The sequence below is a fragment of the Amycolatopsis sp. NPDC098790 genome (genome assembly GCF_044759945.1).
In the GTDB taxonomy this organism is placed as follows: Bacteria; Actinomycetota; Actinomycetes; order Mycobacteriales; family Pseudonocardiaceae; genus Amycolatopsis.
Genome location: NZ_JBIWAI010000004.1, coordinates 193,957 through 214,297 on the forward strand (window position 1 = coordinate 193,957; position 20,341 = coordinate 214,297).

Here is a 20,341-nt window from a genome sequence, read left to right on the forward strand (position 1 = left end):
GCGGACCAGCGAGAGACCAGTTTGCCGCATGGCCCTGGCTAGGCGGCCGCGGGCTCCAGCAGCCACAGCCCACCGGCGATCAGGCAGCTGACCGTCGCGACGGCGAAGACCAGCACCCACAGCACCGGCGGCACCGCGGTGAGCCGGCCCAGCTGGTCGGCGTCGGAGTCGCGGGCCTGGCCGCGCCGCCGCTTGACCTGCAGCTCGACCACCGGCCGCACACCGCCGAACAGCAGGAACCACGTCACCAGGTAGCTGAACGGAGCCTGCACCTCGACCGGCGCGACGAACGCGACCAGCGCGAGCACGACGGCGCTGACGACGACGGTGAACACCCCGTAGGCGTTGCGCACCATCACCAGCACGCCGAGCAGCAGCAGCGCGATCAGCACGAGGACGGTCCCGACCAGGTCGGCGCCGAGCAGGCTGGCGAACAGCAGCCCCAGCACGGACGGCGCCAGGTACCCGGCCATCGCGGTGAAGGCCATGCCCGGCCCTTCGGGCTTGCCGCGCGAGACGGTGACGCCCGAGGTGTCCGAGTGCAGCTTGATGCCCTGCAGCCGCCGCCCGACCAGCACGGCGGCCAGCGCGTGCCCGGCCTCGTGCACGATGGTGACGCCGTTGCGCGCCATCCGCCACGGAGTGCCGCCGACGAGCACGACCAGCAGCGCCACCCCACCGGCGACCAGCGTGATCACGGCGGGCGTCTGGGCTTGCTCGAGCAGCGACGGAGTGGTGGCGGCCGCACGAAGGGCAGCACCGAGCGCGAGGTGGACGGGCGAGCTCACCCGAACACCTCACCACAGGCGACATCTGGCTACGGTGAGTCCCCACGGCTCGCGGTTTCGCGGCTTCGGGTAAGGGGTCGATGCGGTCTCCTTCCTGGGGATGGTGGTCTGGCTTCGATGGTGCGCGGACGGTGGGTTGACCGGCGGCGCGCTTGATCACCGGCGCGCGAGCCGAGTCGCCGGCCCAGGCAAGGTGGGAGCGCGGCCGCCGGAATCGAGCCGGGCTCGGAGCAAAGCAGGAGCGAGCGCGTAGCCGACACCAGCGACCAGCGAGGGGTCGCCCTGGCCGAGGCGACGGCGCCACGCAAGTCGTCAGTTCATCGGGACTCCCTCAGCCTGGCCTCTCCCTCCACTCTGAACAGGAACGAAGCCCAGCTCCGGAACGGCGCCCACGCCTCGGCGATCTCCGCCAGCTCGTCGACTCCCGCGTCCGGCAGGTGGTACGCCTCCCGCATGATCTCGTGAAGCCTCGTCTCCGCTCTGGGGAACACGTCCGGGTAGCCCGCGCCGCGAATCAGGATCAGCTCCGCGCTGAACTTGCCCACTCCTGGCAAGAACTGCAGCTGTTTCAGTGCCTCGTCCGCTGGCATTGAGCGCAGCGAAGCCGCGTCCAGCAGGCCGTCGGCGGCCGCTTCCGCGATTGCTCGCAAGCGCTGCATCTTCGGACCCGACAAGCCCGGCAGGTACTCCAGCTTCGCCAATACCGCGGGTGCTGGGAACGACGTCAGGACGCTGCCGCCGACCTCGACCTCCGTTCCGTGGCGCTCGGCCAGGCGGCGGCGCAGGCGGACCGCCTGCGTCATCCAGATGCGGTGGCTCAGCACCGCCCAGCACGCCGCCTCGTACGGGGACGCGAACAGCACCGGGCGCAAACCCGGGTGCAGCCCCTGCAGCAGGGACACCACCGGATCACGGCCGGCGACCGCGCCGAAGCCGGTGCCGTCGATGTCCAACGAGCACATCCTCGTCACCTGCGCCACCACCGCCTCCGCCGACGCAGGCGGGCCGTGGACCTCGACCGACACCTCGCCCGGCGATCTCTGGCGCAACACCGCTCCCACCGGTGTCCACTTACCGTCGAGCGGGAACGCCACCCGGAGCGCCCCGGACTCCGCTTCCGGCTGCCCGGCCGGCGCGAAGCCGGTCAAGAACCTCGCCGCCGCGGTCAGGTCGAACTCGCCCTGCACTCTGATCTCGTTGCCCACCATGGAAATCGTCATCTCTCCTCCTCGGATCGGAACCTCGCCTGCGACGCTAGGCCGGGGCACCGACAATTCCGGGGCTCGAACGCCTGAGCCCGCGCATTGTTCACTCGATCGAGTGCGGCAGATTTGACACACTGCCGGTATCCGAGAGGAGCGCAATGCCGACGAAGACCGCCACCGAACGCCTCGAAGCCCTGCTCGAAACGCCCGCGAAGACCGGCGACGGCTACCTCGACCTGCTGGGCACCGCCACCCAGGCCGGGCCGCCGACCGGTCTCACGCAGCGCCTGATGCGCACCACCCTCCTCCCGCAGGTCTACGAGCACTACTGGCGCCCCGCACTCGGTCGCGTCCTCAAAGGTCCGTTCGGGCCGAGCATGGCCGGCGAAACGAGGCTCGCGACCAAGCTCCTCGCCCTCGAACCCGGCGACACCGCGCTCGACGTCGCCTGCGGGACCGGCCGGTTCACGCGCGCGTTCGGCACGGTCGTCGGACCACAAGGGCTCGCCATCGGTCTCGACGGCGCGCGTTCGATGCTCGGCAAGGCCGCGGCCGAAACAGGCACGGACTCCGTCGTGTACCTGCGCGCCGACGCCGTACGCCTTCCCTTCAGAGAGTCCACAGTGGACGGCCTCTGCTGCTTCGCCGCCCTCCACATGTTCGCCGAGCCCGAGACCGCATTGGACTCCTTCGCGCGCGTGCTGAAACCCGGGGGCCGGATCGTGCTGCTCACCAGCGCCCGGCGCGGGTGGCAACCCGCGCGAGTCGCGGAGTCGATCGGCGGGATCCTGAGCGGGCAGCGGATGTTCGACCGCGGCGAGATCGCCGCGAGCCTGCGCGCCCGCGGCTTCACCGGGATCACCGAGCGGTACGCGGGCGTCACGCAGATCGTGGCCGGCCGGTTGAGCTGAGCACCGCGGATTGTCGGTGGCGGCGGTTAGCATCGCCCCATGACCCACCACGAGCCCGTCCCGCCCGACGACAGCTACCTGCGTTCCCTGGTCGAGGCCACCGCCGACGCCGTCGCGGCCGCCGAACCGCTGTCCTCGCCGTACCCCGGCGCGGACGAGGCGACCCGGGCCGAAGTGACCGCCGCGGTCGAGCGCAGTTCACCCGATCTGGTGGCGTTGAGCCAAGATCTGCACGCGCACCCCGAGGAGGGGTTCACCGAGCACCGGTCGGTGCAAGCGCTTGCCGACCTCTTGAAGCGCCACGGCCACGAAGCGACCGTCGGCGTCGGCGGGCTCGACACCGCGCTGCGGGTCAGCACTCCGAAGCGGGACGGCCCGCACATCGCCATCCTCGCCGAGTACGACGCGCTGCCCGGGCTCGGCCACGCCTGCGGTCACAACGTCATCTGCACCACCGCCGCAGGCGGCTTCCTCGGCGCGGCCACCGTCGCCGAGCGGCTCGGCGGCCGCGTCAGCCTGATCGGCACGCCGGCGGAAGAAGGCGGGGGCGGCAAGGAGATCCTCGCCCGCGCCGGCGTGTTCGACGACGTCGACGCCGTGATCATGCTGCACCCGTTCAGCCACGACATCGCGCTGCACCCGTTCCTCGGGCGCCGCCAGCTGGAGATGGTCTTCCACGGCGTCGGCGCGCACGCGAGCGCCCAGCCGTTCATGGGCCGCAACGCGCTCGACGCCGCCGTCGCGGCTTACCAGGGCGTTTCCGCGCTGCGCCAGCAGCTCCCGCAGAGCGACCGCGTCCACGGCGTGTTCACCGACGGCGGCGCGCGGCCGAACGTCATCCCCGCGCGGGCGGCGCTGCTGTTCTACCTGCGCTCGCAGTCCCCCGAGACCCTGCGCGACCTCGCCGCCCGCATGACGTCGATCGCGGAGGGCGCGGCGGCGATGACCGGCTGCGGGGTCGAGCTGATCTGGGACGCCCAGGCCGCGTACCTGCCGATCCGGTTCAACACCGCGCTCGCCGGGCGCTGGACGGTCAACCAGCTCGGGACCGGCCGCAAACCGCTGCCACCGGGCATCGTGCCGGAGTCCCTCACCGGGTCGACGGACCTGGGCAACCTGTCGTACCGGATGCCCGCGCTGCACCCGATGCTGGCCGTCTCGGGACCGACGGTCGCGTTGCACACCAAGGAGTTCGCGGCCGCCGCCGGATCGGAGACCGGTGACGCCGGAGTCCGGGACGGTGCCTTGGGGCTCGCCCTGACCGCCGCCGACTACCTGGGTGACGCCGAGCTGCGGCAAGCGGTGCACGACGAGTTCGAAGCGGCTGGAGGTGCACTCGACGTACCGTCGTTCTTCGCCTGACGCCTGAGGATTGCCTGAGTTTTCTCAGCTGATTCTTCTCAGCAAAGCCTGAGGTGTTTCCACAGGCTGCTCACAAGCACGGGCGCGAACCTTGGTACATGACCGAGAACGAGAGTCGGCCCGGCCCCGCCTCACCCGGTGGGCACCAGCCGCACCAGAGCACCCCGCAGTACGGGCCGTACGCGCAGCAGCCGCAGCCGCAGCCGCCGCACTACGGCTACCAGCACCAGGCCGCGCCGAACCCTCTGTTCACGCACCAGCCGCCGACGGGCCAGGCGCCGACGGCGCTGAAGACCAAGCCGCGCAAGGGCGGCCGCGTCGCGATGTTCGTCAGCGCGACCGCCCTCGGCGCCGCGCTGGTCGGCGGGGTCGGCGGCGCCGCGATCGTCGGGCTCACCACGAACTCGGCCGACGGCGCGACGACGTCGGTCAGCACGCCGGCCGCGAGCGGGCAGACGGTCGCCAACTCGACCGCCTCCGGCGACGTCAGCGGCGTCGCGGCGAAGGTGACGCCCAGCGTGGTCCAGATCAACGTGACCACCGACCAGGGCGAGGCCATCGGCTCCGGCGTCATCCTCACCTCGGACGGCCGGATCCTGACCAACGCCCACGTCGTCGACGGCGCCCAGAACGTCGTGATCACGACGTCCGACGGCAAGAAGTACCAGGCCAGCGTGGTCGGCGCGGACACGAAGGCGGACATCGCGGTGGTCCAGGCGCAGAACGCCAGCGGGCTGACCGCGGCGACACTGGGCGACTCGAGCAAGCTCGTCGTCGGCCAGCAGGTGATCGCCATCGGCTCGCCGGGCGGCCTGCAGAACACCGTCACCACCGGCATCGTCAGCGCGCTCAACCGCAACCTGTCCGACATCGGCGAGGGCCAGCAGCAACAGCAGTCGCCGTTCAGCCGGACGTCGAACCAGGCGCAAGACTCGCCCAGCTACACCGCGATCCAGACGGACGCCTCGATCAACCAGGGCAACTCCGGCGGCGCGCTGGTCGACGCCCAGGGCAACGTCATCGGCATCAACTCCGCCCTCTACAGCCCGACGGCCTCGGCCAACGGCTCGGCGGGCAGCGTCGGGATCGGCTTCGCCATCCCGATCGACGACGCCAAGAAGATCGTCGACCAGATCGTGAACAACTAGAACGCGGACGGGCCGTGTCGGGGCGGTCCGTTCCACCCGCTTTCGGGGAGCGGGGATGAGCGAAGGCCGTTTCGAGAGTCAATCGGGGGCTCTCGAAACGGCCTTCGTGCTGTTCAGAGCGTGTAGGTCAGGGTCAGCCGGTGGTCTTCGCCGTCGATCTCGATGTCCGCCTTCCCGGTGATGCCGGTCAGCTCGCCCGTCCCGGAACCGGGAAGGATCGTCACCGTCATCCCGGAGTCCTCGCCGGCGGTGTGGTGCAGGACGAAGCTGCCTTTGCGGGCGTCGACCGCGACCTCGAGCCGCTCGAAACCGACGTACGCGCGCGATGTCGCGTTGTTCGCCGTCAGAAGCTCGACCTTGCTGGTCCCCTCGACCGCCCCGGTGAACGTCTTGGCGATCGCCACCCGGGCGAGCTCGGTGCCGCCGAACTCGTCGGTCGCCTGCGGCTCCCACTGGTCGACGGTGAACGACGCGGTGGCGGTGCTGGTCATGGTGATCCCCTTCTTCGATGTGGGCACCAGCCTCGCAGCCATACCTGACAGCTTGCGTCAGGTTTTGTCAGCGCTTTCGATTGCCGAACAGCCCACGCGTGATCTCCCGGCCCAGCGCACTCGCCGCCGACCGCATGAACGACTTCACGGCCGGGTTCTTCATCGCCGACTCGATGAATCCCGGATCGTCCTTCTTCTCGGGCGCGGGGACTTGGGGCGCGTCGGGAGCCGGCGCGGCCTCCGGAGCGGGTGCGGCGACCTTCGCGGCCAGCTTCTCGTACGCCGACTCGCGGTCGATGGTCTCCGAGTACTTCGCGTGCAAGTCCGACGAAGCGACCGCGGCGGCGACGGCCTCGGCGCCGATCGAGCCCATCTTCGACCGCGGCGCCCGCAGCCGCGTCCACGCCACCGGTGTCGGCGCGCCCCGCTCCGAAAGCACCGTGACGATCGCTTCGCCGATGCCCAGCGACGTCAGCGCCGTGTCGAGCTCGTAGAACTTCGTCTTCGGGTAGGTCTTGACGGTCTTGGCCAGCGCCGCCTGGTCGTCCGGGGTGAACGCACGCAGCGCGTGCTGGATCCGCGCGCCGAGCTGCGAAAGCACGTTGTTCGGGATGTCCGTGGGCAGCTGCGTGCAGAAGAACACGCCGACGCCCTTCGACCGGATCAGCTTCACGGTCTGCTCGATGCGTTCGAGGAACGCCTTCGACGCGTCGTTGAACAGCAGGTGGGCCTCGTCGAAGAAGAAGACCAGCTTCGGCTTGTCGAGATCGCCTTCTTCGGGCAGCTCTTCGAACAGCTCGGCCAGCAGCCACATCAGGAACGTCGAGAACAGCGCCGGCTTCGACTGCAGGTTGTCCAGCTCCAGCAGCGTGACGACACCCTTGCCGTCGGTCTGCCGCATGAGGTCGTGGACGTCCAGCTCAGGCTCGCCGAAGAAGTCCTCGCCGCCCTGCGCTTCGAGGTTGGACAGCGCGCGCAGGATCACGCCGGCCGTCGCGGCCGAGACCCCGCCGATGCCCTTGAGGTCTTCCTTGCCCTCGTCACTGGTCAGGTGCGTGATCACCGACCGGAGGTCCTTCGTGTCGAGCAGCGCGAGGCCGCGCTGGTCGGCCCAGTGGAAGATCAGGCCGAGCGTCGACTCCTGCGTCTCGTTCAGCCCGAGCACCTTCGACAGCAGCACCGGCCCGAAACTCGTGATCGTCGCGCGGATCGGCGAGCCCTTCCCGCCGGTCCCCAGCGACAGGAACTGCACGGGGAACGCCGTGCCGGCCCAATCGTCGCCCAGCTCCTGAGAGCGCTTCACGACCTTGTCGTTCGCTTCGCCGGCCGCGGCCAGCCCCGACAGGTCGCCCTTGACGTCCGCGAGCACCACCGGCACGCCGGCCGCCGACAGCTGCTCCGCGACCAGCTGCAACGTCTTCGTCTTGCCCGTTCCGGTCGCGCCGGCCACCAGGCCGTGCCGGTTCAGCGTCGCCAACGGCAGGCGCACCGCGGCCGCGGCGTCCGCCTGGCCGTCGATCACCACCGCGCCCAGCTCCAAGGCGGCACCCTCACTCGCATAACCGGCGGCGATCTCACTCGCCGGCGACCCCTGCTCGGTCACTCGCAGCTCCCCGATCGTGTGTCCTGAACCACACCTCGGAGCGTAACGCGCCGTACGCGCAGGTAACGCCCGTCTTGTCCCCGTGTCGGGTTAGGGTCACCAGGTGACCGACCGCCTAGTCTGGATCGACTGCGAAATGACGGGGCTCGACCTCGGCAAGGAAGCGTTGATCGAAATCGCCGCCCTCGTCACCGACGCGGAGCTGAACGTGCTCGGCGACGGAGTCGACATCGTCATCCACGCCGACGAGGAAAAACTCGCCGGGATGCCCGACGTCGTCCGCGAGATGCACGCCCACTCCGGCCTCACCGAAGAGGTCCGGCGCTCCACCGTGACCATCGAGGAAGCCGAACGCCGCGTGCTCGAGTACATCCGCGAGCACGTCCCCGAGTCGGGCACCGCGCCGCTCGCCGGCAACTCGATCGCGACCGACCGCGGCTTCATCGCCCGCGACATGCCGGCCCTCGACGCCCACCTGCACTACCGGATGGTCGACGTCTCCTCCGTCAAGGAGCTCGTCCGGCGCTGGTACCCGCGGATCTACTACGCCAAGCCGGAGAAGGGCCTCGCGCACCGGGCCCTGGCGGACATCCGGGAATCCATCGGCGAACTCGACTACTACCGGCGCGTCGCCTTCGTGCCCCAACCGGGTCCGACCAGTGACGAAGCCAAGGCCGTGGCCGCTGAAGTGCAGGAACAGCACCAGAGGTAACCCCGTGAAAACCGGTCGAAGGTACCCGCTACGATTACTTCCAGCGAGGTGATCGCAAGCGGATTCCCTCGGCGATGGTGGGCGTAGCTCAGCTGGTAGAGCACCTGGTTGTGGTCCAGGAGGTCGCGGGTTCGAAACCCGTCGCTCACCCCATCACCCCAGTTCGGACCTCGGTCCAAGCTGGGGTTTTTGCGTTGGGCCGTGCGTGGCAACCCTCACGACCGGATGGCTCAGCGTGCGAGCCGCCGAATGCCGGTGCACCGTGTTCTGGTGGCACGTTCAGGACCGAAGCTCAGGCGGAAGAAGAAACTGCGGTACGAGGACATCACCGTCGTCGACCAGTCGCTGCTCAAGCGCGCGGTGGGAGCCGCCGCGCTCGGCAACGCCATGGAATGGTTCGACTTCGGCGTCTACGCCTACATCGCCGACACCATCGCCGAGGTGTTCTTCCCGCCGACCGTTTCCCCCGGCGTCCGGCTGATCGGGACGTTCGGCGCGTTCACCGCCGCCTTCCTCATGCGGCCGCTCGGCGGGCTGGTCTTCGGGCCGCTCGGCGACCGCATCGGCCGCCAGAAGGTCCTCGCCGTCACGATGATCATGATGGCCATCGGGACGCTCTGCATCGGCCTGATCCCGTCGTACTCGAGCATCGGCGTCTGGTCGCCGATCCTGCTCGTGGTCGCGCGGATGGTGCAGGGCTTCTCCACCGGCGGCGAGTACGGCGGCGCCACCACGTTCATCGCCGAGTACTCACCGGACAAACGGCGCGGGTTCATGGGGTCCTGGCTCGAGTTCGGGACGCTGTCCGGGTACGTGCTCGGCGCGTCCGTCGTCACCGGGATGAAGGCGTGGGTGCCGCACGAAACGCTGCTCGACTGGGGCTGGCGCATCCCGTTCCTGGTCGCCGGGCCGCTCGGGATCATCGGTCTCTACCTGCGGCTCAAGCTCGAGGAGACGCCCGCGTTCCAGAAGCACGCCGAAGAGTCCGAGAAGCGCGGTCGCTCCGGCGAGCCGTTCTGGAAGATGTTCACCGAGTACTGGCCCGCCCTGCTCATCTGCATCGGCCTGGTGCTCGTGTTCAACGTCACCGACTACATGCTGCTGTCGTACATGCCGACGTACCTGTCCGAACAGCTGCACCTCGACGCCACGCACGGCCTGCTGCTGATCATCGTCGTCATGGTCGTGATGATGCTGATCATCCTGGTCGGCGGCCGGATCACCGACCACGTCGGCCGCAAGCCGGTCATGATGGCCGGCTGCATCGGGTTCGTCGTCTTCTCGTGGCCGCTGATGCTGCTGGTGCACGACGGCGGCCTCGTCCTCACCTTCCTCGGGCTGATGGGCCTCGGCCTGCTGCTGCTCTGCTTCGAGGTGTCGATGCCCGCGGCCCTGCCGGCGCTCTTCCCGACGGCGATCCGCTACGGCGCGCTGTCGATCGCGTTCAACATCTCGGTGTCGCTGTTCGGCGGGACGACGCCGCTGGTGATGCAGGCGCTGATCTCGTCGACCGAGCACGACTTCTGGCCGGCCTGGTACCTGATGGCGGCCGGCGTGGTCGGCGCCGTCGCGGTGTTCTTCAGCCGCGAGACGGCGAACCAGCCGCTGTGGGGCTCCGGCCCGTCCGTCGCGACGGAGGCCGAGGCGCGGAAGCTGGTCCGCGACTCGGGTTAGTTGGCCGCCGTCCGCCACTCGTCCCAGGACAGCTGCCAGACGCTCCAGCCGTCGGTCGGCTCGAGCTTCGGGCCGCCGCTGTTCTGGACGGTGACGACGTCGCCCTTCTTGGACGTGTCCATCAGCCACTTCGTGTTCTCGGTCGAGAGGTTGAGGCAGCCGTGGCTGACGTTGCTGTGGCCCTGCTGCCGCACCGACCACGGCGCGGAGTGGTAGAAGATGCCGCTGTAGGACAGGCGCACGGCGTACTGCACGAAGGTGCTGTAACCGCCGGGTGAGTCCTCCGGCACGCCGTAGGTGGCGGAGTTCATCGTGTAGCCGGTGTGCTCGCTCATGACGGTGTACGTGCCGGCCGGGGTGGTGTGGCCGGGCTTGCCCATGGAGGTCGGCATGGTCTTGACCTCCTTGTCGTTGATCGTGACGGTCATCTGGTGGGTCTGGCCGTCGGCAACCGCGACGAGCTTGTCGCCGACCGCGGCGGTGATCGTCTTGTCTTCACGGCCGTAGCTGCCCTTGCCCAGCGCCTTGCCGTAGACGGCGGCGGCCACCTTGATCTTGGTGCCGCTCTTCCAGTAGTCCTTCGGCCGCCAGGTCACCTGCTTGTCGCCGGACCAGCGGAAAGCGCCCTCGGTGGCCGGCTCGGCGGTGACCTTCAGTGCCTTCTCGGCGGCGGCTTTGTCGGCGACGTTCCCGGTGAAGGTGAAGATCAGCGGCATCCCGACACCGACGGTCTCGCCCTCGTCGAGGTTCACCGAGACACCGAGCTGGCGCGCGGGCTTGGCGGTGCTGAAGCTCGACTCGGCGCTCACCGGCTTCCCGTCGGTGCCGGTGGCGGTCGCGGTCAGCTTGTAGGTCTTGTTGTAGCCGAGCGGCTCGGCGGAGTCCCACCCGGAGCCATCGGGGCGCGCCTTCCCGGCGACGACCTTGCCGTCGGCCCCGGTGAGCGTCACGGCCCCGACCTTCCCATCGGCAACGGCAACGCTGACGGGCTCCCCGGGCGCGACGTCCTTGGCGTCCTTGGCGGGGGTGAGCGTGAGCGCGGCCGGCTTCACGACGACTGGCGCTTTGCTTTGAGACGACGTCGGCGCCGGCGGTTCACCCGAAGGGCTACTGCTGCAGCCGGCCACCGTGAGGCCGATCACCCCCGCGGCCACGAGCCGCCACACCCCCGAAGTCGCCATGCGCACCTGCCTGTTTCGCCGTCGATGTCCGACTACAGTGTGCCCGACCAGCCGGGATGACGGTGCGGCAACGCCCGAACTCGGGTTGGGGACCCCCCGTGGAACGGCCTCTGAACCGGGTGCTAATCTTTTCCACGTCGCCGAGGGAAACCTCCGGCAGACACCGGCGCCATTAGCTCAATTGGCAGAGCAGCTGGCTCTTAACCAGCGGGTTCGGGGTTCGAGTCCCTGATGGCGCACCCTCCACCACCCCAGGTTCGATTTCATCGGCCTGGGGTTTTGTGGTATCTGGAAACGTTGCTTCCGCTTCCTCTCTGTCCACTGTGGTCGTTCGGGAGCCCGAGGGGAGCCCGAGAGCGCACGCCGGGTGCAACGCCCTCCTCCGGATCGCTCCGGCCTGCAAGGCCGAGCGAGCCGGCGAACGCGGAGTCCCGGTCGTCTCCGTGGACGCTTTCCTGAAGGCGCTGGCAAGACTCGGCGTGTCCCCACCTGACCGGCCGCTAAGGCCGTGAGGGGTCGGTAACCGCTTACAGCGCCTGGCTCGCCCGGCCATGGGCTCTGGGCATCCTGGTGACGGGCTTGGTCGCCGGCGCGGCCGGCCTGCGCTGATTCCAGCCGTGGCAACTCGTGGTGAACGAGAGGGTGCAGGAGGACGTATCGACCGCCGTCCCAGAGCCATTGTCGCCGGCGCGGGCTGATCAGCCACGAGCACCGGACCACCGGCACCGTCCGGATCCTCCGGACGGCCGACGGATCAAGGAGAGATCACCCTCACCAGCTGACGCACGAAGCCGAGCACAACGTGCGGCGACGGATCGACCATGGCCGTCGGCAGGAGGTCGAACCGGATACGGGAGCGGAGGTGGTGGGCACGAAGGTGTCGGTGGAGGACGAAGACCGCGATCAGGATCGCGACCGCGACGGTGGTCACCGACCAGACCGCGCCGCTGGCGAGACCGTCGCCAACATCGACCCCGATGAGCACCTTCGTCGATTCGCCCAGTCCCATGGAGATCCACCTCTCGAGCTTGCTCCAGCGTTGGGCTAGACACGTGCGCCGCCTCGAGCTTCTATACGTTGCCGCCGGTCAACAGCCAGAACAGCGAACCTGTTCACGGCCGGCGACCCGGAGGCTCGAGCCAAGCGTCGATCGTGATCGCGACAAGGCGGCCGATGACGAACCTGCTGGCCCGGATACCCAGCGGCGTCCGGTCCAGCACGCCGGTCGCGCGGACCCGGACCGTCGTGCCGTAGGCGGCGGGGATGGGACCGGTGAGGAGGTCCAAGGGGCAGGACATACTGCCCAGCCGCAGCTCCCCCTGAGCGACCCAGCCCGTGGCCTGCCGACTGATGGCCGTGGCAACGAACGTCATCGACGACGCTGCCGCACTGTCCAGCAGGTGCGGTTTTCGTAGCTCGGCGTCGCGACGGGAATTCCCCGTGTCGAGTGCGCTGAGATCAAGGTCGGCTCGAATCAGCGTGACGACGCCGCGCGGGCCGACGCGCGCCAGTCCGCCGCAGACCGGGATCGCGCCCCGGACGACCTTGAGTCCGCAGGTGCGGACCGCGAACGCCGCCCGCGTACGTCCCGGCTGGACCGTCCAGGTTCCGGTGTCCGGCGTGGCAGTGCGAGCCGCAAGCGGACGGGTGATCAGCTGCTCAGGCATCTGAGGAATCCGTCCGAGTGCGGAGCATTGCGGTGATGATCGGGACCGAGCCGGCGATGCGCAGCGCCGCGATCGGCAGGGCCAGCAAGCCGATCCCCAGAACCATCGCCGCCGGGAACAGGCCACCCAAGGCGACGGCCAGCGCCGCCCACCGGGACAGCGCGCCCGCCCGGTGAAGGGCGACGGCCTGCAGGATCGATCCGACGAGGAACAGTGGGAAGAGGTAGAGAAAGGCCAGGGGCGGCTGGGCCAGGCGGCCGGCGAGCTCGTCGAGCGGGGCGTGCTCGGCGATGCCGTTCATGAGCACGATCGGGACGCTCAGCATCGCGTTGGCGGACATCGCGGACAAGCCGAGCACCGAGCACGCCAGCCCGGCACCAGCGAGCCGGGGTGCTCTGCGAGCTGCCAGGGCCAGCGCGAACACCGAGCCGAAGAGGAACGGGAACGCCGCCGCGGCCAGATTGAACGAGAGCATCAGCAAGCCGTGCTCGTGGTCGACGACGTCGTGGTTCGGCAGGTCGCCGAGCCAGGGCTCGTGGAGCGTGGCCAGGGCCAGCGCGATCAGGGCGGGGCCGAGGACGAGGCTGGCGGCGCCGGTCAGCGTGCCGAGCGGACGGTGCGTGGTGGCGAGAGCCGAAAGGGCCGTTGAATCAGTCATGGCGACAATACTCTGCCGCCGGTCGCGGGAAATCATGAGTGCGGACCCACCGCTTTTCTCCGGGTTCTCCCGGAGAAAAGCGCCCCGGGTTCGCACGGTGTCACGATTCCTCCAGTCGGTGCGACAATTTCGGTGTGAGCGCAGGCGTCGACCGGGCGGATCTGCTGCGGACGGCCGGCTGGGCCGCCGGCGGCCTCTTCGCGTTGTCCGGCGTGCTCGGGCCGGTTCTGGCCGGCGCGGCGGACCCGACGTCCTTGGTCGGTGTGCTGAGCGGCTCCGGCGCCTGCGCTCTGGGCGCCGTGATCATCGACCGGAGACCGGCCAACAGGGCGGCCTGGGGCTTCCTCGCGGGCGGGGTGCTGCTGGTCGCGTTCAGCCTGTGTTACAGCTGGGCGGCCGGCCAAGTCCGGGCCGGAACCGCCACGCCCGCGGTCGCGCAGGTCACCGCCGTCGCCGAAGTCATCGGTGCGCTGGCTGGTGGTTCCCTGCCGCTGTTCCAGTTCTTCTTCCCGGACGGGCGGCTGCCTTCGCCGCGCTGGCGGCCGGTCTTCGGCCTCTACCTGCTGGCCTGGCTCGGCAGCGCGATCGCGGTCGCCGCGGTGGTGCTGCCGCATCCGGACGTCACGTTGCTGACCGATCTCGGACCAGTGCAGCTGACCCCTTCGGCATCGCTCGGACCGGCTCTTGCGGCGATCGCGGTGTCCGAAGTGGTCGCCGCCGCGTCCCTGCTGGCCGGTGTCACGGCCGTCGCGGTGCGGCTACGAGGTGCACGCGGCCACCGGCGCGCCCAAGTGCTGCTGGCGGTCTGGGGCCTGGGCCTGACAGCCCTGTTGATCGCGGCGACTGCCCTGAGCCACCAGGTCGGCGCGTACTGGCTCGAGAACATCACGGCGCTCATCGCGCCCGCCCCCTTCTTCGTCGCCGTCACCCTGGCGATGCGGCGCCACCGCCTGTTCGACGTCGACCGCCTGGTCGGGCGAACCATCACCTACGTCGCGATCACGGTCGTGTCGACCGTCCTCTACGCGGTCGTCTCGGTGAGCTTGGGCACCGTGCTGTCGACGCTGAGCTTCGGGTCCTCGATCGAGGTAGCGGCCGCGACGCTGGCCGTCGCCGCGGCGTTCCGGCCCCTGCTGCGGCTCATCCGCGCCGTCGTGGACCGCCGGTTCGACCGCCGGACTTGGCTCGCCGTTCGCGTACTCGACGATTTCGCTCGCGACCTGCGCGACGGCACCACCACCCCGGCCGACCTCGTGGGTGCGCTCCGGCGCGCCATCGACGACCCCACCGCCGACGTCGCCTACCTCGACGGCGACCGGACGATCGCGCTGGACGGCTCGGCCCTGACCTGGGATCCGCCCCGGCCGGGACGGCTCCGCCGGTTGGTCACCGCGGGCGGTGCCGCCGTGGCCGACGTCGACCTGGCCGGCCGGCTCGAGCACGAGCCGCGGCTGCTGGACGCGGCGCTGTCCGCCGCCGCACTGCCGCTGGAGAACGCCGCGCTTCACGCTCGAGCCGCGGTCAGCCTGGCCGAGGTTCAGGCGTCCCGCAGCCGGATCGTCGCGGCCGAGGACGCCAACCGGCGGCGCATCGAGCGCGATCTGCACGACGGTGCACAGCAGCGTCTCGTCGCGCTGGCGCTGCGGCTGCGGATCGCCGAACGGGAGCTGTCCCCTACCTCGGCGCAGGCCGCTGCCGTCCTGTCCGGTGCCGTGACCGAGCTCCGGGAGACCGTGACCGAGCTGCGCGAGCTCACCCGGGGCATCCTCCCGCCGGTCCTGACCGACGAAGGGCTCGCGGTCGCGTTGCGCACCGCCGCCGCACGGCTGCCGATGCCGGTGACTCTCGACCTCGCGTCCGGCCGGCTCCCCCAAGCGGTCGAAATCGCCGCCTGGTACGTCGCCTGCGAAGGCATGGCGAACGCCGCCAAGCACGCTGCCGCCGCACGCCTGACCATCACCCTGCGCCACGACGGCGCGACCGCCGTCCTGCGCGTCCACGACGACGGCCCCGGCAGCGCCCGGATGAGCCCGGGCGGCGGCCTCCAAGGGCTCGCCGATCGCGTCGCCGCCATCGGCGGCCGGCTCACTCTCGTCAGTGCACCGGGCAGCGGCACCCAGCTGGTCGCGGAGCTGCCATGCGCATCGTGATCGCGGACGACAACGTGCTCCTGCGCGAAGGCATCGCGCACCTGCTCCGCTCCGAAGGATTCACGGTGACCGGCACCGTGGGCACCGCCGAGGCGCTGCTCGAGGCCGTCGGAACCGGAGCCCCCGACATCGCGGTGGTCGACATCCGCATGCCGCCCACCCACACCGACGAAGGGCTCCAAGCCGCGGTCTCCCTGCGTCGCACGCACCCGGCGCTCGGGATTCTCCTGTTGTCCCAATGGGTGCACGCCGGACGCGCACTCGACCTCTTCCGCGACGGGGGTGCCGGAATCGGCTACCTGCTCAAGGACCGGGTGACCGACGTGGACGAGTTCGTCGACGCTCTGCGGCGCGTCGCCCGCGGCGGTTCGGTCCTCGACCCCGACGTCGTCGCCGCCCTGCTGACCGTGACCTCCGGCAGCGATCCGCTCTCCAGCCTCACCGCTCGTGAACGCGACGTCCTCGGGCTGATGGCCGAAGGGCGCAGCAACGCCGCCCTCGCCGAGCACCTCCACCTCGGCCGCAAGACCGTCGAAACCCATGTCAACGCGATCTTCACCAAACTAGGCTTGTCGCCGACCCCGGACGACAACCGCCGGGTCCTCGCCGTCCTCGCCTGGCTGCGATCCGGCTGACAGCCACTTCGTCTGCGCCGCCGAAACGCATCGGTCTCCGCTCCCCGACAACCGGTGCCCACGGTCGAGAAGGTTCGCGGGCGCAGACCGCACCCGCGGGCCGCGCCCAGTGTCGGGAACCTCAACTGGTCCGTTGGCGGGACGGCAGAGCCAACACTGTCGCGGTGACCCGCATGGAAGCGATGTTATCGGTGAGCCCGCCGTAGGCGCCGCGCGTTCACGGCTCATCGAGATGCGCCGAACGGAATTTCGCATGGACATCAGCGAGCGGGTTACGGCCTTTGTCAGTTGGTGTACGCAGCCCCGAATATGACCTGCCCTCTACTGACGGCTAGTAGTGCTTTGTCGGCCCAGCCGGCAACAGCTGAGCTTCTTCCTGATGGCGCGCATGCCGATGGGGTTCGACCGGTCCGAAACTCCTCGTCGGTGCGCGTCACGCAGGTGTCGCGCGGGCGCTGGTCTTCGTCGTGGCCGATATCGGAGCGACGATCTACGTTCCTCGTCCAGCCGTTCATCGATCACGCGCCGATCGCGATGCTGGTCATGGTCGTCCTGGTGCTGCCGTGGACCCATCGCAACCTTGCGGACGAGGTCGTCGAGCGAGCAGCAGGCACCCGAAGCCGTCACCGGCTGATCGACCTGATCAATGCGGGAGCAGGAAGAGAAGGTCCACCGCCACGATGGCAGCAGGAATCGAGCCGAGTGCGATACAGGACAACCCGGCGAGCCAAGTCGTGCGACCACGGGTTCGCCGCGACACGCACACCGCGAGCCCGCCGGCAAGCAGGGTCCACCCTGCACCCCCGATGAACATCGTGAACGTTGCCTCGGAACCGGCCCAGTCGCGACCGCCGTGCGCCAGCGCGAAGAAGAGAAGAAGCGCGCCCGAGGCGACGACCCCCAGAGCGATCAGGACGAGACCCGATGTCATGACCACCGCTCTCGCCACACCTACGCTCCGGGCGCCGTCGTCTCGCACGATCGATAGCCTACCGGTGGCCGAACCGGCGTCGGACGGCTCTCTCGCGGGCTGCGGTCAGCTTCCCTTCGCCAGTGCGCCAGCGCCTTGGTCGGGATGGTCTCGCCACGTGTTGATCCGGGATGCGATGGCGTCGAGCCTTGGGTCGTTGGGACCCACGTCGATCTGGAAATGCGATTCCCACGCGCGGTCGAAGGTACCGCCCCAGCGGACCACGCCGGAAAGTTCGGACACGATATCAGCGATGAGTAGCCTCTGGTGAGCGGTGTGGCCGTCGGCCGCGGCGGGCGGGAACCACCCGGGTCGGATTGCCACCGCTGTCCCGGAGGAGTAGTTGCTTTCAGGCCCTGTGGGGATGGAGGCGACCGGGTGGTGACCGATCACCTCGCCAGCGATCAGGTTGTCGATCTCGTAGTGGTAGCGCCGGACGACATGGGTCAGGATGGCTGCCACGCTGCCTAGGCGCACGGCGAACTCAAGTGACGTGCCGGGTAGGGGCCTGGTCCAGATCGCGCCGCCGGAGTCGGCCCTCGGTTCGACGGGCCAGCCGTTGGCGCTGAGCTCGGTGGGATCTGCCGTGGCGGACCTTTTGCCTGGTGGCGCCGGTACACCGGGAGTCGCGGCGGCGATGGGCGCCCATACGGCCGTCGACACGGTCGCGATGGTCGCGCCGATGACCAGGCGACGGCGCAGTTGTCTCGCTGATGGGTTCATCTCGTCCTCGGGTTGACTTCGGGAAGGTTCAGAGGGCGCGCTGCGGCGCGTAGTACTTTTCGTAGATCCTGTACAGGCCGAGCATGACCGTCCCGTAGCCTTGGGCGCTCGGCGCGGTGCCGTTGTAGCGGGCCATGATCTGCCGTGTGTCCTCCTCGGAGGTGTGCAGCCCCGGCAGCGGGACGCTGATGAGACTTGCTGCGTGCATGAGGACCAGTGGGATCGTGCTCACGTTGAATACATCGTCGTTGTGGAGCTGCTGCCACACTTGCCAAAGGTCGGCCTCGTTCGCCGGATCCAGAAACGTGCCCGAGATCAGATTGCGACCGATGCAGAAGTTCTGAGCTCTGATCGCGGTCGCTGCGAAGATCTGGCCCGGTCCCGTACTGCTGTCCGTGCTCGAGCTGAGGCCGGTGCCGGAGTAGTGGTCGATGACGAGGTCGTCGGCGACCGCGTCGTCGGTGCGGAGCGCGCGAAGCTCCCACAGCAAGGGGCACTGGATCATCGCTTTGCGGATCCCGAACTGCCGGGCGAGGCGGGTGGCGAGCCAGTCGATGTTGAGAACCTGGTCCAACGACTGAGTTGTCGTCCACACAGTGAAAGCCTGGGCGCCCGAGCCCCCGGACTCGGGCACGCCGAGGCCTTCGAAATAGGCTTGGACGTCAGCGAGCAGCGCATCCCGCATGCTCCTGTCGAACGAGACGTCCAGTTCGGCGTCCGACCCGCCGGGGTCGTACCTGTTCTGCCCCGTATCTCGCCCGGACGCGATGTCACTGTCGATCTCCACTGCCCCGTCGCCTGTCCCCGCGGTAACCGTGACGAACTGGTCGAAGGCCCAATCGGCCGGCATCGTGTAACCCAGGTTTCCCGAGTATCCGCTCGACATGTCCGACACGAAGCTCGCGGAGCTCAACCCTGCCGCCCCGACCCTGCTGCAGACGTTCCGCGGGCCGTAGACACCGACGGTGTAGCCGTAGACGGCGCCGTACCTCGCGAACGTGTCGCGAATTCCGGTGAAGTGCGGAAGGACATTGTCCGTGATCTGGAAGTCGAGTGCGTCGAAGTCGACGCCGAAGTAGATCCTCGTGCCGCCCTGGAACCCGAAGTGCCGTGCTCGTTCCAAAGCCGCCAAGGCGTCCGCGACCCCTTGTGAACGGTTGAAGTACGAGGCCTCGCCGCCGTAGGTCTGGTAGATCGGGAAGGCGGAGAGCCCGTACCGGGCCATCAGCGCGAGCTCCCCCTCGTGGATCGCTTTGTCCAGCGTCGATCCGGGAACGTTGGAAAGATAACGACCCACTGTTCGGTAGCCCGCGTTGAACAACGCGAGGGCCTTCTCGTCGGTGATCCTCGTCACGGTGTCGCAGGCGGTCCCGCGGCGGCTGGTGTCACCATGGGAGACAAGCAACGAGGCCCAGGTCGGGAAGTCGCCGTTGCCCGTGGCCGGCAGCTTGACGAAGTTCTGGAACGCCGATACCGCGGCTGAGATCTCCGACGTGAACGTCGACGAGAAAGCTATGTTGGGGCGCTTGTTGAAGATCAACGCAGAACTGAACAGATTGACCCATGTACCGGTCGAGCCGACGGTGAGCACGTGACCGCGGAGGCCGTTCTCGGTCATCGGGCCGAGTGCTCCGGTGGCAACGTCGTCGGACATCCCCAGTTCGTATTGGATCGCGTACACGAGCGCTTTCTGCACGTCACGAGAGAAGTTCCCGTCACAGGGTATGATGGAAAAGTCTCTTCGTCTGATGTATCTGGAATTCAGCCACTGCTGCGCCGACCTGGTTTGCTCGTTGCCGCCGGACGTGACGACGTAGGCATCCATATTGAGCAACGCCTTCAGGACCTTTGGGGTTACTCCGTCGACGGAGTAGACGGCGGCTACACCCATGTTCTGCTTCGCCTTGAGGACCGCAGCGGAAACCCGGGAGTTGTAGGTTCCGTCGATGTCGCCACCGTCGTAGCCCTTGCAGTACAGGCCGGATTGGATCACCCGATAGAGGTTGACGTGGTTGGTAGCTGCGTTGATGACGGGGTACTTGGCCTGAAGGGTGGACATCGTCGTCGGGCCGAAGTTGTCGGAGAGCGTTGCTATCCCGAGTTCGTACTGGAGAATTCGAGTGAGCGCGTACATCACCGACCAGCTCGTTTTCCCATTTTCTTCAAGGCGCGGGATGCCCGACACCGTGTAGGAGTTTACGAACTGCTGTGCCCTGATTACGGCTTCGTCGACCATAGTTGTTCCTCGGCATTTCATGGGCGCGCAAGGAAGCGGCGATCAGCATCGATGCGATTCGCCGGATGCGCCTGATGGGGACCGCGTCAGAAGGGCGCGCCCTCCCGTCGCACCCGCACTCCTCAATCTATGGTCAACTACGCATGCGGGGTAGGTGCATTCGGCTGAATCGGTCCCGGTGTCATCACCAGGCCCTCATTAGCACGATGACTGTTACGTGTCGTATG

At 68.7% G+C, this 20,341-nt stretch carries 18 protein-coding genes and 2 tRNA genes; 9 read left to right on the forward strand and 11 right to left on the reverse strand.

Annotation, left to right across the window (positions count from 1 at the left end; translation table 11 throughout):
- Positions 1-38: 38 nt before the first annotated feature.
- On the reverse strand, positions 39-788 hold the full coding sequence (locus tag ACIQWX_RS30335; RefSeq protein ID WP_400878132.1) for a M50 family metallopeptidase: 750 nt from the start codon (positions 786-788) through the stop codon (positions 39-41).
- Between the two features lie 317 nt (positions 789-1,105).
- On the reverse strand, positions 1,106-2,008 hold the full coding sequence (locus tag ACIQWX_RS30340) for a DNA-3-methyladenine glycosylase family protein (protein ID WP_400878134.1): 903 nt from the start codon (positions 2,006-2,008) through the stop codon (positions 1,106-1,108).
- A gap of 143 nt (positions 2,009-2,151) precedes the next feature.
- Between ACIQWX_RS30340 and ACIQWX_RS30345 the strand changes: the two genes are divergently transcribed.
- The 3 genes from ACIQWX_RS30345 (at position 2,152) to ACIQWX_RS30355 (ending at position 5,414) form a co-directional block, all read left to right on the forward strand.
- Positions 2,152-2,904, forward strand: a complete 753-nt coding sequence (locus tag ACIQWX_RS30345) for a class I SAM-dependent methyltransferase (protein ID WP_400878137.1) — start codon at positions 2,152-2,154, stop codon at positions 2,902-2,904.
- A 39-nt stretch (positions 2,905-2,943) separates the two neighbouring features.
- Positions 2,944-4,266, forward strand: a complete 1,323-nt coding sequence (locus ACIQWX_RS30350; protein WP_400878140.1) for a M20 family metallopeptidase — start codon at positions 2,944-2,946, stop codon at positions 4,264-4,266.
- Positions 4,267-4,364: 98 nt separating this feature from the next.
- Positions 4,365-5,414 carry a S1C family serine protease gene (locus tag ACIQWX_RS30355; RefSeq protein WP_400878143.1) on the forward strand — a complete coding sequence of 350 codons (1,050 nt, stop codon included), beginning with the start codon at positions 4,365-4,367 and terminating at the stop codon, positions 5,412-5,414.
- Positions 5,415-5,527: 113 nt separating this feature from the next.
- On the opposite strand, the gene ACIQWX_RS30360 is transcribed toward ACIQWX_RS30355, so the two are convergent.
- Together ACIQWX_RS30360 and ACIQWX_RS30365 are read right to left on the reverse strand one after the other, a co-directional pair.
- Complete coding sequence (locus tag ACIQWX_RS30360) at positions 5,528-5,905, reverse strand: DUF3224 domain-containing protein (protein ID WP_257927089.1); 378 nt, start codon at positions 5,903-5,905, stop codon at positions 5,528-5,530.
- A gap of 67 nt (positions 5,906-5,972) precedes the next feature.
- Positions 5,973-7,508 carry a helicase HerA-like domain-containing protein gene (locus tag ACIQWX_RS30365; RefSeq protein ID WP_400878146.1) on the reverse strand — a complete coding sequence of 512 codons (1,536 nt, stop codon included), beginning with the start codon at positions 7,506-7,508 and terminating at the stop codon, positions 5,973-5,975.
- 103 nt (positions 7,509-7,611) lie between these two features.
- On the opposite strand from ACIQWX_RS30365, the gene orn reads away from it, so the two are divergent.
- From orn to proP, 3 genes are all read left to right on the forward strand, one after another.
- Positions 7,612-8,220, forward strand: a complete 609-nt coding sequence (gene orn, locus ACIQWX_RS30370; RefSeq protein WP_400878149.1) for an oligoribonuclease — start codon at positions 7,612-7,614, stop codon at positions 8,218-8,220.
- Between the two features lie 77 nt (positions 8,221-8,297).
- Positions 8,298-8,373 (forward strand) — tRNA-His (locus ACIQWX_RS30375).
- A gap of 96 nt (positions 8,374-8,469) precedes the next feature.
- On the forward strand, positions 8,470-9,894 hold the full coding sequence (gene proP / locus ACIQWX_RS30380; protein ID WP_400878151.1) for a glycine betaine/L-proline transporter ProP: 1,425 nt from the start codon (positions 8,470-8,472) through the stop codon (positions 9,892-9,894).
- Here the strand turns inward: proP and ACIQWX_RS30385 are convergent.
- A complete protein-coding gene (locus tag ACIQWX_RS30385) occupies positions 9,891-11,075 on the reverse strand; it encodes an Ig-like domain-containing protein (RefSeq protein WP_400878153.1) in 1,185 nt (394 codons plus the stop codon). The two genes, proP and ACIQWX_RS30385, sit on opposite strands and share 4 nt — an antisense overlap.
- 166 nt (positions 11,076-11,241) lie before the next feature.
- Between ACIQWX_RS30385 and ACIQWX_RS30390 the strand changes: the two genes are divergently transcribed.
- Positions 11,242-11,314: transfer RNA gene (locus ACIQWX_RS30390), tRNA-Lys, on the forward strand.
- 515 nt (positions 11,315-11,829) lie between these two features.
- Here ACIQWX_RS30390 and ACIQWX_RS30395 read toward each other — a convergent pair.
- The 3 genes from ACIQWX_RS30395 to ACIQWX_RS30405 all read right to left on the reverse strand — a co-directional run bounded on the left by ACIQWX_RS30395 (position 11,830) and on the right by ACIQWX_RS30405 (position 13,400).
- Positions 11,830-12,084, reverse strand: a complete 255-nt coding sequence (locus ACIQWX_RS30395; protein WP_400878155.1) for a hypothetical protein — start codon at positions 12,082-12,084, stop codon at positions 11,830-11,832.
- Positions 12,085-12,187: 103 nt separating this feature from the next.
- Positions 12,188-12,742, reverse strand: coding sequence for a YceI family protein (locus tag ACIQWX_RS30400; RefSeq protein WP_400878158.1), 555 nt, complete (start codon positions 12,740-12,742; stop codon positions 12,188-12,190).
- The gene (locus ACIQWX_RS30405) at positions 12,735-13,400 is read right to left on the reverse strand and encodes a hypothetical protein (RefSeq protein ID WP_400878160.1); all 666 of its coding nucleotides are present in this window, start codon (positions 13,398-13,400) and stop codon (positions 12,735-12,737) included. Before ACIQWX_RS30405 ends, ACIQWX_RS30400 begins: the two co-directional genes overlap by 8 nt.
- 134 nt (positions 13,401-13,534) lie before the next feature.
- On the opposite strand from ACIQWX_RS30405, the gene ACIQWX_RS30410 reads away from it, so the two are divergent.
- Complete coding sequence (locus ACIQWX_RS30410; RefSeq protein WP_400878163.1) at positions 13,535-15,550, forward strand: sensor histidine kinase; 2,016 nt, start codon at positions 13,535-13,537, stop codon at positions 15,548-15,550.
- The gene (locus tag ACIQWX_RS30415) at positions 15,538-16,185 is read left to right on the forward strand and encodes a response regulator transcription factor (RefSeq protein ID WP_400878167.1); all 648 of its coding nucleotides are present in this window, start codon (positions 15,538-15,540) and stop codon (positions 16,183-16,185) included. Before ACIQWX_RS30410 ends, ACIQWX_RS30415 begins: the two co-directional genes overlap by 13 nt.
- A gap of 643 nt (positions 16,186-16,828) precedes the next feature.
- Here ACIQWX_RS30415 and ACIQWX_RS30420 read toward each other — a convergent pair.
- The 3 genes from ACIQWX_RS30420 to ACIQWX_RS30430 all read right to left on the reverse strand — a co-directional run bounded on the left by ACIQWX_RS30420 (position 16,829) and on the right by ACIQWX_RS30430 (position 20,114).
- Positions 16,829-17,164 (reverse strand): hypothetical protein, encoded by a 336-nt coding sequence (locus tag ACIQWX_RS30420; RefSeq protein ID WP_400878170.1) that lies wholly within the window; start codon positions 17,162-17,164, stop codon positions 16,829-16,831.
- Between the two features lie 57 nt (positions 17,165-17,221).
- Entirely contained in the window at positions 17,222-17,617 is a 396-nt protein-coding gene (locus tag ACIQWX_RS30425; RefSeq protein WP_400878173.1) for a hypothetical protein, read from the reverse strand.
- A gap of 289 nt (positions 17,618-17,906) precedes the next feature.
- Positions 17,907-20,114, reverse strand: a complete 2,208-nt coding sequence (locus ACIQWX_RS30430) for a glycoside hydrolase domain-containing protein (RefSeq protein WP_400878175.1) — start codon at positions 20,112-20,114, stop codon at positions 17,907-17,909.
- Between the last annotated feature and the right edge of the window lie 227 nt (positions 20,115-20,341).

Coding starts and splice junctions, on each gene's coding strand:
- ACIQWX_RS30385 (WP_400878153.1), bottom strand. CDS start 11,075: ATGGCGACTTCGGGGGTGTGGCGGCTCGTGGCCGCGGGGGTGATCGGC.
- ACIQWX_RS30355 (WP_400878143.1), top strand. CDS start 4,365: ATGACCGAGAACGAGAGTCGGCCCGGCCCCGCCTCACCCGGTGGGCAC.
- proP (WP_400878151.1), top strand. CDS start 8,470: ATGCCGGTGCACCGTGTTCTGGTGGCACGTTCAGGACCGAAGCTCAGG.
- ACIQWX_RS30350 (WP_400878140.1), top strand. CDS start 2,944: ATGACCCACCACGAGCCCGTCCCGCCCGACGACAGCTACCTGCGTTCC.
- ACIQWX_RS30345 (WP_400878137.1), top strand. CDS start 2,152: ATGCCGACGAAGACCGCCACCGAACGCCTCGAAGCCCTGCTCGAAACG.
- ACIQWX_RS30395 (WP_400878155.1), bottom strand. CDS start 12,084: ATGGGACTGGGCGAATCGACGAAGGTGCTCATCGGGGTCGATGTTGGC.
- ACIQWX_RS30430 (WP_400878175.1), bottom strand. CDS start 20,114: ATGGTCGACGAAGCCGTAATCAGGGCACAGCAGTTCGTAAACTCCTAC.
- ACIQWX_RS30400 (WP_400878158.1), bottom strand. CDS start 12,742: ATGCCTGAGCAGCTGATCACCCGTCCGCTTGCGGCTCGCACTGCCACG.
- ACIQWX_RS30405 (WP_400878160.1), bottom strand. CDS start 13,400: ATGACTGATTCAACGGCCCTTTCGGCTCTCGCCACCACGCACCGTCCG.
- ACIQWX_RS30415 (WP_400878167.1), top strand. CDS start 15,538: ATGCGCATCGTGATCGCGGACGACAACGTGCTCCTGCGCGAAGGCATC.
- ACIQWX_RS30340 (WP_400878134.1), bottom strand. CDS start 2,008: ATGACGATTTCCATGGTGGGCAACGAGATCAGAGTGCAGGGCGAGTTC.
- ACIQWX_RS30360 (WP_257927089.1), bottom strand. CDS start 5,905: ATGACCAGCACCGCCACCGCGTCGTTCACCGTCGACCAGTGGGAGCCG.